At 59.1% G+C, this 11,689-nt stretch carries 10 protein-coding genes; all 10 read right to left on the bottom strand.

Going from position 1 to position 11,689, the window contains the following annotated elements; translation table 11 throughout:
* Positions 1 to 67: 67 nt before the first annotated feature.
* A complete protein-coding gene (locus ABQ278_RS07540; protein ID WP_349321930.1) occupies positions 68 to 862 on the bottom strand; it encodes a gamma-glutamyl-gamma-aminobutyrate hydrolase family protein in 795 nt (264 codons plus the stop codon).
* Positions 817 to 1,947 (bottom strand): ABC transporter ATP-binding protein, encoded by a 1,131-nt coding sequence (locus tag ABQ278_RS07535; protein WP_349321929.1) that lies wholly within the window; start codon positions 1,945 to 1,947, stop codon positions 817 to 819. The genes ABQ278_RS07540 and ABQ278_RS07535 overlap by 46 nt, the downstream gene beginning before the upstream one ends.
* 7 nt (positions 1,948 to 1,954) lie before the next feature.
* A complete protein-coding gene (locus ABQ278_RS07530) occupies positions 1,955 to 2,830 on the bottom strand; it encodes an ABC transporter permease (RefSeq protein ID WP_349321928.1) in 876 nt (291 codons plus the stop codon).
* The gene (locus tag ABQ278_RS07525) at positions 2,830 to 3,726 is read right to left on the bottom strand and encodes an ABC transporter permease (RefSeq protein ID WP_349321927.1); all 897 of its coding nucleotides are present in this window, start codon (positions 3,724 to 3,726) and stop codon (positions 2,830 to 2,832) included. Before ABQ278_RS07525 ends, ABQ278_RS07530 begins: the two co-directional genes overlap by 1 nt.
* Positions 3,727 to 3,787: 61 nt before the next feature.
* Positions 3,788 to 4,894: a spermidine/putrescine ABC transporter substrate-binding protein gene (locus ABQ278_RS07520; RefSeq protein WP_349321926.1), complete on the bottom strand. Its 1,107-nt coding sequence runs from the start codon at positions 4,892 to 4,894 to the stop codon at positions 3,788 to 3,790.
* Positions 4,895 to 5,268: 374 nt separating this feature from the next.
* The gene (locus tag ABQ278_RS07515; RefSeq protein WP_349320246.1) at positions 5,269 to 6,351 is read right to left on the bottom strand and encodes an IS5 family transposase; all 1,083 of its coding nucleotides are present in this window, start codon (positions 6,349 to 6,351) and stop codon (positions 5,269 to 5,271) included.
* Positions 6,352 to 6,411: 60 nt separating this feature from the next.
* Complete coding sequence (locus ABQ278_RS07510) at positions 6,412 to 7,449, bottom strand: spermidine/putrescine ABC transporter substrate-binding protein (protein WP_349321925.1); 1,038 nt, start codon at positions 7,447 to 7,449, stop codon at positions 6,412 to 6,414.
* Positions 7,450 to 7,467: 18 nt separating this feature from the next.
* Positions 7,468 to 8,910 (bottom strand): glutamine synthetase family protein, encoded by a 1,443-nt coding sequence (locus tag ABQ278_RS07505; protein ID WP_349321924.1) that lies wholly within the window; start codon positions 8,908 to 8,910, stop codon positions 7,468 to 7,470.
* A complete protein-coding gene (locus ABQ278_RS07500; RefSeq protein WP_349321923.1) occupies positions 8,907 to 10,241 on the bottom strand; it encodes an aspartate aminotransferase family protein in 1,335 nt (444 codons plus the stop codon). The genes ABQ278_RS07505 and ABQ278_RS07500 overlap by 4 nt, the downstream gene beginning before the upstream one ends.
* Entirely contained in the window at positions 10,238 to 11,689 is a 1,452-nt protein-coding gene (locus tag ABQ278_RS07495; protein WP_349321922.1) for an NAD-dependent succinate-semialdehyde dehydrogenase, read from the bottom strand. Before ABQ278_RS07495 ends, ABQ278_RS07500 begins: the two co-directional genes overlap by 4 nt.

Raw genomic sequence — 11,689 nt, 5'->3', positions numbered from 1 at the left:
CCTATTTCATCGAAATTACGGCAAAAGTCAAATATTGTGATCACAATTTTGCATCAACAAAGCGCGATCAACGCAGAGGCATACCGCGCAGGACCTGCCCCATCATGTGAAAATAGGCCTGGCTTTCCGGATGCCGGTCCGCCTGCCATTCCGGATGCCATTGCACACCCAGAACCTGACAGCCGGCGATATTGGCGCTGAACGCCTCGATCAGTCCATCGGGCGCAACCGCCTCGACCATCAGGCCTTCGCCAAGCCGATCAACACCCTGATAGTGCACGGAATTGACGCGCAAGTGATCACTGCCGTAGACGCCTTCGAGCACACCACCCTCTATCAGCTCGACCTCATGGACATGCTCGAACTGCTGATCAAAGGCCGTGCCGTCCGGCGCATGGTGGCTGATGCCATTGGCCCCGTTTTCCGCGCCATAGCCAACATCGCGGCGCAAGGAGCCGCCGAGAACGACATTGATCTCCTGAAAGCCACGGCAGATACCGAACACCGGCTTGCCCATGGTCACCATACATTCGATCATGCCGAGCGACACGGCGTCACGGCCTTCATCGAAAGGGCCATCGCCGCCTTCGCTGCCATAAAGATTGGAGTGCACATTGGAAGGTGAGCCGGTCAGCATCAGACCGTCCAGCCGTGCCGTCAAGGCGCCCGATGAAAAGCCGTCGACCATGGGCGGGATCAGCAGGGCATGGCAATCGCCATAGGTCACGGCAGCGCGGACATAGCGCTCCATCACCGCGTGAGCGTTTTCCACCCCGACCGTGCGATTGCACGCCATGATGCCGACAATGGGCTTCATCAGCTCAGCAACACCGCCGGCGAGCAGGCGTGGAAACTGACCCATACCGGCTCACCCAGTTCAAAGTCTTCCTGATCCCAGCGCGTCAGGTTGGGGCGCACCACCTTGATCAGCTTGCCCCCCGCAATCTCGACCTCGTAATTGGTCTCAGACCCGAGATAGACCATGTGCTTCACCACGCCAGCGATGACATTATAGCCTTCCGGCGCATCATCGACCTTTGGAGGGAGATTTTGGGGCGGCGTTTCAGTGCGCTTGTGCATCTCGATCTTTTCCGGACGCACGGCCGCCCAGACCGTTGTGCCCGTGGCGCCAGTGACGCCGTGATCGAGATAGACCGGCCCGGCCTCGGTCGTGTTGACGATGGCATGATCGGGCTCGTCGACATCGAGCGTGCCCTCGAACATGTTCACGCTGCCGATGAAATCGGCCACGAAGCGCGAATTGGGGAATTCGTACAGATCAGACGGCGTCGCCACCTGTTGCAGCAGGCCGCGGTTCATGACCGCACAGCGCGTCGCCATGGCCAGGGCCTCGTCCTGATCGTGCGTGACCATAATGAAGGTGATGCCGACCCTCTGTTGCAGGCTGGTCAGTTCCGACCTCATGGCGTCGCGCAGCTTGGCGTCAAGCGCCGACAGGGGTTCATCAAGCAGCAGGACGCGAGGCTTCTTCACCAGCGCCCGCGCCAGAGCCACGCGCTGACGTTGACCGCCCGACAACTGATCGGGCTTGCGCGCACCAAAGCCGGCCAGTTGCACGAGGCCCAGCGCTTCTTCGGCGCGGTCACGGCGTTCAGATGACCCTACCCCGTCCATTTTCAGGCCGTAGGCAACATTGTCGAGTACGGTCATGTGCGGAAAGACAGCATAGGACTGGAACACCATATTGACCGGACGCTGGTTCGGCGGCGTCAGGCTGACATCCTTGCCATCAATCAGAATATGCCCTTCGGTCGGCATTTCAAAGCCGGCCAACATGCGCAGGAGCGTGGTCTTGCCACAGCCCGAAGGCCCAAGCAGCGAAAAGAATTCGCCCTCATGGATGGTTAGGGACACATCGTCGACGGCGGTCGTCTTGCCGAAGCGTTTGCTGACATTCTGAAAGCTGATGATCGGTTGAGCGGACATGGGACCCCTATTTATCGTCTGCGCCGTGACCGGCGGTCAGGGCGCCGGAGCCCTGGAATTTAAGCGCGAGGAAGGTGAGCAGGACGGTGATCACGATGAGGATGGTCGAGGCGGCGTTGACCTCGGGCGTAACCGAGAAACGCACCATGGAGTAGACCTTAACCGGGAAGGTGATGGTATCCGGCCCCGCCGTGAAGAAGGTGATGACGAAATCATCGAGCGACAGGGTAAAGGCCAGCAGGCCACCGGCGATCAGCGACGGCTGAATATGCGGCACCACCACATCCATCAGGGCGCGGAATTCCGAGGCGCCGAGGTCCTTGGCGGCCTCTTCCAGTTCACGGTTGAACGACGCCAGACGCGCACGCACCACGACGGCGACAAACGGGAAGGAGAAGGAGACGTGGGCGATGATGATATTACCGAGATCGAGCGGCCACGGCAGGTTATGCGGCCATGGCAGTACCTTGGCGAAAAAGACCAGCATCCCCACGCCCATGCAGATTTCGGGCACGACGATCGGGATGGCCAGGCCGGCATTGAAGGCCGTCTTACCGACGAAGCGGAAACGCCACAAAACGATAGCGGCCATGGCGCCGATAACCACCGAGATGACGGTCGAGCATAGCGCAATCGTCATCGAATTACCGAAGGCGGTGATTAGGCTGTCGTTGTTCAGCGCCTTCACGTAGTATTTCAGCGTGAAGCCCTGCCAGACGATATTGCGCTTGGAATCGTTGAAACTGAACGCCATCAGGCTGACGAGCGGGGCGTAGAGGAAGATGCCGACGAGTACCAGCCAGGCCTGCAGCGGCCAGCGGCGCAGATATTCGAGCGGTCCGGGTGGTATCTTTCGTATTTTTGCGGTGGTGGTCGAGGTCATCAGGCGGCCCTCCCCTTGTCCTTGCGTTCAATAAGGCCCTGCAAGGCGATGCCGATAAAAGTCAGATAGACCAGAATAAAGCTGAGCGCGGCGCCGAACGGCCAGTTGTTGGCGCGTTTGAACTGGCTCTCGATGATGTTGGCGATCATCTGCGAATCCGGTCCGCCGAGCAGGTCAGGTGTCAGATAGGAGCCCAGCGCCGGGATGAAGGTGATCAGAATGCCCGACATGATGCCTGCGCCCGCCAACGGCACCACAACATTGAACAGGGTGCTGATGTGACCGGCACCAAGGTCAAGCGAGGCCTCCAGCAGCGAGCGATCCATGCGGTCGAGCGTCGAATAGAGCGGCAGGATCATGAACGGCAGGTTGACGAAGACCAGACCGAAAACGACGGCGAAATTATTGTGCAGCAAGGCCAGCGGCGTGAAGTCGCCCAGCGCGCCACCCGCCACCTTGTTGGTCAGATCGAACAGCCAGTGGTAGGTCATGTTGACATAGCCCTCGGTGCGCAAAACGGCGATCAGGGCGTATGTGCGGATCAGCAGATTGGTCCAGAACGGCAGCATCACCGCCAGAAGTAGCCAGGATTTCGCCTTGTCGGGCGCAAAGGTGATGGCCAGGGCCACCGGGAAGCCGATGACAAGGCAAAGAAAGGTCGTAAGTCCGGCGATCCAGATCGATTTCCAGAAAATGCCCGGATAGGGATCATCCAGGGCGTGAGCATAGTTGGACCAGGTGCCGGTAAAGGCGATATCGATCAGGCCACGGTTTTCACCGAAGCTGTAGAGCCACACAATGCCCAGCGGAATGAAGAAAAAGAAGACAAGCCAGAACAGCGGCGCGCTGATCATGGTCACGAAAATAGTTTTCGCCTGTCGCCAACTCTGTTCCATCTTATCCCCTCAATACTGAACAAAAAAAGTGCGTCCCGATCACTCGGGACGCACCTGTTTCTTAGCTGGCGCGCATGCGCGTCACGGCTTCTTCAAACTCGGAAGCCGTTTTCTGATCGAACTTGGCGTATTCGCACTTGGCCAGCAGATCAGCCGGCGGGAAGATGACCGGATTGTTCTTGTAGCTGTCCGGCATCAGCGCCTTGGCGGCGGCGTTCGGCGTCGGGTAAAGGATCGTCTTGTAGATTTCAGCACCGGCCTGGGCGTCCATCATGTAGTTGATAAACTTGTGCGCGTTGTCAGGCCGTGGGGCGTCCTTCGGGATACACCAGGTGTCCGAATTAAGCTGGCTGCCTTCCTTCGGGATAACGAAATCGATATCCTTGTCCTCGGTCATGACCTGCGCGATGTCGCCATTATATTCGATGACGATATCGACTTCCTTCGACAGCAGCATATCCTGGCCATCGTCGCTGTGGAAGGCGTGGACATTGGGCTTTTGCTTGGTCAGCATCTTCTCGACGCTGGCAATGATCTCCGGCGTAATGCCGTTGACCGAATGGCCCTGATATTTCGCGGCCAGGCGCATCAGGTCGCCGGCTTCTGACAGGAGAGCAATCTTGCCCTTGTAGAGGTCGGAATCGAACACCCATTTCCACGAGTTGGGGATCTTGTTGCCGCCCCCCATATCCTTCATCTTCGACTTGCGATAGCCGATGCCAAGCACCAGCCAGGTATAGGGCACCGACCATTTGCGGCCCGGGTCGTAGTCGGGGTTCATGAAGGCCGGATCGATGTTCTTGAGGTTCGGCAGCTTGGCGTGATCGAGCGGCAGCAGCAGGCCCGATTCCGACAGGCGCGTCACGAAATCGTTCGACGGCACGATGACGTCATAGCCGGAATTGCCGGTCTTCATCTTGGCGAACAGTTCGTCATTGGTGGCGAAGAGGGTCATCTTGACGTCGATGCCACTGGCGCCCTTGAAGTCGGCCAGAGTGGTTTCACCGATATAGGTGTCCCAGTTGTAGAAGTTCAGCGTCGGCTCTTCCGCGGAGGCCCCACCGGCCTTTTCACCGTGCTTCGAGCAGCCGGCGGCACCAAAGCTGATCCCCACGGCGGCAGCCCCAAGGGCTGTCAAAAGCGAGCGTCTTGAAGTTCTTGAACTCATAAGCCAGTCTCCAGTTTGCTTGCCCTGTCACGTCGTTGCTTGAGGGCGATATATGGTGTGGTGGGAAACCCCGGACCTTGAGAGGAATACGGGACGCGACGGCTGTCAATCCCAAAATGTGATCACAAATGAACAATTGTTAAGAATATGTCACTTAAGTCTCTCAAATGACGCGCGAGGCGATCACACAGCACCGCATTGCAGCAGATTAGCGCCCGGCCGCCAGCCGAACCCGCGCAAAGGCTTCCTCTAGCAGTCTGCTGAAAAAGGCTTTGCCTTTGGCCTTTCCGCATTTTTGCGTAAGTCTCTTGGTCTTTTATGTGTCTTCATTCGTTGTTGTTTTTGTTGCTTTCCTAAATTTAGACGGACCTCTCCTATGCGGTTAGCAACTTGGGTATCCGGATGAGGTTGTAGGCTATGAGATTGAGCAGAAAATCTCCAGCTACAGCTTCAAGGCCGCGATGCTTTGTCTTACGCATCGTGCCGTGCTGCTTGCCCCAACCGAAGATGCACTCGATCATCTTTCGCCGGGTCTGTGACATTGCGTAGCCATCGCTGGCGGCCGTTTCATCGTCGATGATGGTCGTTCTGGTCTTGCCGGTTTTAGTCGTGGCGTTATTACGGGCGACATGCGGCTCCACGCCAAGATTGCGTAAGGCTTCGCCATGTGCAGCGACATCATAAGCCTTGTCTTCGCCTACGGTCGCCGGCTTGCCGGTGTGCTTGACCCTAACCGCCAGCATGGCTTCGGATGCCTCGCGCTCGGCCGTGCCGGTGGCTTGGGTGACAACGCTACCAACCGCCAGTCCGTTGCGGTTCTCCATCAGCGCGTGGCCCATGTAGCACAGCTTCGCTTCACGGCCCTGAGCCTTGCGGTACAAGCGGCTGTCGCCATCGGTCGTCGAGACGTGGGTGTCATTGCCGCGTTTCTGATTATGGAAGTCAGACCCGTCCGTATCGTCCGGCCCGTCCTTCGGCTTGAAGCTCTTGAACGAAGCCCAGGCTTCAATCAGCGTGCCATCCACTGAGAAATGCTCGTCCGAGAGTAAGGGCGTAACCTTTGGGTGGCACAGCAAGGCCGTCATGAACTTCGTAAAAACATCACCCTTCTGCAGGCGCTCACGGTTCTTGGTGAATGTCGTCGCCACCCACACAGCCGCGTCGGGTGACAAGCCCACGAACCATCGAAACAGAAGGTTGTAATCCAACTGCTCCATCAACTGGCGTTCCGAGCGGACGCCGTAGAACACCTGCAGAAGCAAGGCGCTCAGTAACTGTTCCGGTGGAATGGAAGGGCGCCCTTCCTCAGAATACATCGCCGAAAAGTCCGCGTTCAGGTCGACCAGAACCGAGCGAACCAACTCACGAACCTTGCGAAGAGGATGCGTATCCGGAACGCGTTCTTCCAACGATATGTACGAAAATAATCCGCCCTGATCCCGAAACTCGCCACGCATTGGTTGCTCCTTCTCGCTCAAGAAGGGAATCACGGCAAAATCAAAATGACCAGAGGTTTTTCAGCAGACTGCTAGAGCCTGCTGCGTTGCAGCACCCGGCCAGCGCGCGAAGTCGCTTAACGACATACCGCCTTGCGGAAAGATCGCCTGATTGTTGCGGTAGGAGTCCCTGGTCCGCGACCGTGCGGCTTCGTTCGGCGTCGGGTAGAGGATGGTCTGGCTGATATCCGCCCCCACCTGCGCGTCCATCATGTAGTTGAGGAACTGATAGGCAGCGTCCGGATTGGTGGCGCTCTTCGGGATGGCCCAGCCATCGGCGGTTCTTAAACTGCCCTCTTTCGGCACCAGAAAATCAAGGTCACTATCCTCGGTCATGACCTGCGCGATATCGCCATTATATTCGATGACAATATCGACCTCTTTGGCCAGCAGCATGTCCTGGCCGTCATCGTGATGGAAGGCCTTTACGTGCTTTGCCTGCCTTGCCAGCAGTTTCTCGACCTTCTCAATCTCCTTGAGCGTCAGGGCATTGGGATTGAAACCGAGATATTTGGCGCCGAGCCGCATCATATCAGCCGGCTCACTCAGCCACGCCATGCTGTAACGATCGGACTCAAAGACCCATTTCCACGAATTGGGCGGCACATAGCCCTTCATCGCCGATTTGCGGAAACCCAGCCCGAGCACCAGCCAGGTATAGGGCACGCTGTGCGCGCAGTCCGGATCGTAGGAGGGATCGCGGAAGGGCGGCGCCATATTGGCGAGGTTGGGCAAGCGGCTGTGATCGAGCGTGGTCAGCAAGCCGCGCTCAACCATGCGCGTGATATAGTCGCTCGACGGCACGATGACATCGTAAGCCGCACCATTTCCGGCGATACGCGAGAACAGTTCGTCATTACTGGCGAACAGCGACATCTCGACCTCGACGCCGGTAGCGGCCTTGAAGTCGGCCAGGGTCGTGGCGCCGATATAGGTATCCCAATTGTAGAAACGCAAGCGCTGGGCTTGGGCCGAAGCCCCGCCGGTGAAACTCATGCCCGCCGCCGCGGCCCCTGTTCCGGCCAGTAATGACCCCAGCAAAGACCTCTTTGACAGCATGCACGTCTCCCTTGGCGGTTAAGCGTTTCGCAAGTACCAGTCGTAATCCAGCTCGGTAATTTCCTCGAAGAAGCGCGCCTGTTCGGTCCGCTTGACCTTGACATACATGTCGACGAAGCGCTCACCAAGATAGTCGCGTAAAACCTTCGACTTGTCGAGATAATCCACAGCCGCGAACCAGTTTGTCGGCAGGATAGCACCGCTTTCGGCTGCCGCCGCATAACCATTGCCGACCACGGCCGGGCCAGGATTGGTCTTGTGCGTGATGCCGTGGTGGGCACAGGCCAGGATCGCCGCCAGCACCAGATAGGGATTGGCGTCGGCACCGGCCACGCGATGCTCGACGTGGCGGGTGTGGGCCGGACCAGCGGTGACGCGCAGGGACACCGTGCGGTTATTGACGCCCCAGGTCAGGCCGACCGGCGCGTAGGAATTGGCCTTGAAGCGCTTATAGCTGTTGGCGCCCGGCGCGAGAATACCCATGACATCGGCCAGATGGTCCTTCATGCCGCCGATCATATTGTGCAAAAGCTTGGAGCCCTGCGGATCTTCCGAGGCGCACAGATTGTTGCCGTCCTTGTCGGCGACCGAAATATGGACGTGGAAGCCTGAACCGGCGCGTTCCGACCACGGCTTGGCCATGAAGGTGGCTTCGATGCCAAGTGACAGAGCCACGCCCTTGGCCAGGCGCTTGTACATCACAGCGTCATCGGCGGCGCGCAGGGCATCGGGCTTGTGCTTGAGGGTCAGTTCGACCTGACCCGGCGCAAATTCCGAAATCGCCCCTTCGAGCGGGATATTCTGCGCGTCGGCGGTTTCCCACAGTTGGCGGAAGAAGGCGCCGTGGGCCTCGATTTCCGGCAGGCCGTAGACCTGAATACCTTTCGGGTTTTCGCCGGTGTTGAACGAGGTTGCCGGCATCAGTTGGCCATCGTGACCACGCTCGATATCGACGAGATAATATTCCAGTTCACACGCCACGACAGGGGTCAGGCCATCCTTCGCATAGCGGTCGAGCACGCCTTGCAGCACATGGCGCGGATCGAGATCGTTGGGCGTGCCATCCAGTTCATAGAGCGACAGCATGACCTGACCGACATCATCGCCCAACCAGGGCGCCGGCACCAGCGTGCCCGGCACCGGACGCGCCACGCGGTCGGCGTCGCCATCTTCCCAGACGAGGCCGGTCTCTTCGCAATCGGCGCCCAGCGTATCGACCACGAGGATCGAGCCCGGCAGGAACCGGCCATACTCATAGATCGGCAGAAGTTCATGACGGCGCAGGCGCTTGCCGCGCGGCACGCCGGTCATCGAGGTGAAGAGTATCTCGAAATAAACGATATGCGGATGGGCGTCGAGAAAGGCTCTCGCCTCTTCAACCGTTGCCACGCGCGGCGATGGCGGCAGGCCACGCTCTGACTTCGCCTTGGCCGGACCGCTTGATTTGCCGAAAGTGCTCATGAGTTCAGTTCCTGTGAGAAGGCATCCACCGCCGCCACCAGACGGTCGATCGCGTCGAATCCGGTTTGGGGAGAGATAAGCATCATATTGTGGAAGGGCGCAATCAGCACGCCGCGATTGATCAGATAGAGATGGAAAGCTTCCAAGAGATCGTGGTCGAGATGATCGCGCATCGCTTCGGCGTTTTGCGGCGCTTCGGGCGCGAAGATCAGTTCCGCCCGCGCACCGACATGGACCACGCACCACGGCAGGTTATGACGTGCGATAACCGTGCGCAGACCTTCGACCAGATAGGCCGCGCCTTTGAGCATATGGTCATAGGCGGCCGACGTCATGACCTCGGTCAGCATGGTCTTAATTGCCGCCATGACCAAAGCATTGCCGGAAAGCGTGGTGCCGATACCGGACTGGCCGGGCCCGATCTCGTTTTGCGCGGCATCCATGCGTGCGGCGATCTCCAGCGTCACGCCCCAGACCGCCGCGGGAATGCCGCCGGCTATGGCCTTGCCGATTACAAACATGTCCGGCTTGAGGGTGTGCGCGCCGGCATAGCCCGATGGGCCGGAGGAAAGCGTATGGGTTTCATCAAGAATCAAGATTGAGCCATACTGTGTACAAAGTTCGCGCAGGGTTTCGTTGAAACCGTCAATCGGCTGGATCATGCCGCAATTGGTCATGACCGGCTCCGCCAGAACGGCGGCGACATCGCCTTCAGACAGCGCTTTAACCAGCGCCTGTACATCATTGAACGGAATCACCTTCGTGGTTCGCGTCTGATCAATTACCTGACCGATCAGCCCCACCTTATTGCTGGCCACACCGTCTTTCAGAGCGACAAAACAATCATCGACCATGCCGTGATAGCAGCCGTCAAACACCAGAATTTTGTCGCGTTTCGTAAGGGCGCGCGCCCAACGGATGACGGCGCGATTGGCGTCCGATGCCGTCGTCGCCACCTGCCATTGCGCCATATGGAAACGCTCGCGCAGCAGGTCACCGACCTCATTGGCCAGTGGGGTCGGCAGCATAAAGCCGACGCCCTCGCCGGCTTGCTTCGCTATGGCCGCCGCGAGTTCGGGACGGGCATGACCAAACATCGACGGTGTATCGCCCAGGCAAAAGTCATCGTAAGCGTGGCCATCGACATCGCTGAGGGTCGCTTGTTTCGCCGATTGCACATAGATCGGAAACGGTGTCGCCCAATCGCGCATCCAGTGCATCGGCACACCACTGCGCCAGGCGGATGCCTGACCCGCCAGCGCCTGAGATTTCGGATGTGCAGCGGTAAAGATGGCGCGCTGCTGCGACAGGAAAATCTGTAGATCGGTCAAATCGCCCCCAGCCCGCCATAGGAGATGTACTTCACGCTGAGATACTCCTCCATGCCCTCGATCGCGCCTTCACGGCCTATGCCCGATTCCTTGATGCCGCCGAACGGCGTCACCTCGGTCGAGATCACGCCGTCATTCATGCCGACCATGCCGTATTGCAGCTTCGCCGCTACGCGCATGGCGCGGCCGATATCGCGGGTATAGGCATAGGCCGCCAGCCCGAACGGCGTGTCGTTGGCCAGTTGGATCGCCTCGGCCTCATCGCTGAACCTGAACAGGGGGGCCACCGGGCCGAAGATTTCAGTCGAGAAGATTTCCATGTCGGCGGTGACGTTGGTCAGCACCGACGCTTGATAGAACAGCGCGCCTTGCGCATCGACATGGCCGCCGGTCTCGACATGGGCGCCGTGCTTCACGGCATCCTTGACCAGATGTTCGACCTTCTCGATGGCCTTGGCATTGATCAGCGGCCCAAGCTGCGACTCTTCCCGCCACCCCGCTTCCAGCTTCATGGCCTTCACACGCTCCACCAGCGCCGCGGCAAAGCGGTCATAGATGCCGTCCTGTACCAGAATCCGGTTGGCGCAAACGCAGGTCTGGCCGGAATTGCGGTACTTCGATGCCAGCACACCCTCGATGGCGTCTTCCAGAATGGCGTCATCGAACACGATGAAGGGCGCATTGCCGCCCAGTTCCATCGACACCTTTTTCATGGTGGGCGCGCAAGCCGCATAGAGCAGCTTGCCGACCGGGGTCGAGCCCGTGAAGCTCAGCTTCTTGATACGCGTGTCGGAGGTCATGATCTCGCCGACCTCTTTCGCCTTCACCGAGGTGATGATGCTGATGACGCCCTCGGGCAGTCCGGCCTTGAGCGCCAGCGCATAAAGCGTCAGTGCCGACAACGGCGTCTCTTCCGAGGGCTTGATCACCACGGTGCAGCCGGCGGCCAGGGCCGGTGACACCTTGCGCGTGATCATCGAGATCGGGAAGTTCCACGGCGTGATGGCGGCACAAACCCCCACCGGCTGCTTGATGGTTTGCAGGTGCTTGCCGGGCATGGTGGCCGGGATGGTGCGCCCATAGGCGCGCTTGGCCTCTTCGGCGAACCACTCAATGAACGAGGCGCCGTAAGCCACCTCGCCGCGCGTTTCGCGGATCGGACGTCCCTGCTCAAGCGTGACCAGCATCGCCATATCTTCGCTATGGGCCAACACCAGATCGTTCCATTTTTTCAGGACAATCGAGCGCGCCTTGGCCGTCAGGCCCGACCACGCCGCGAAGGCCTTGTCAGCGGAATCGATGGCGGCGGTGGTTTCTGGCGCGCCTTGCGCCTGCACATAACAGAGCGTGGAACCATCGGCCGGATTGAGCACGGGAAAGCGGTCCGGACCGGCTTCAAAAAAAATCAGCCCATCGAGCAGGGCTTTTTGCGAGGGGGAAAGTTGCAT

It is taken from the genome of Asticcacaulis sp. MM231 (assembly GCF_964186625.1).
In the GTDB taxonomy this organism is placed as follows: domain Bacteria; phylum Pseudomonadota; class Alphaproteobacteria; order Caulobacterales; family Caulobacteraceae; genus Asticcacaulis.
The sequence above is the reverse complement of the archived record's forward strand: the minus strand, read 5'-3'. Positions and strand labels throughout refer to the sequence as shown.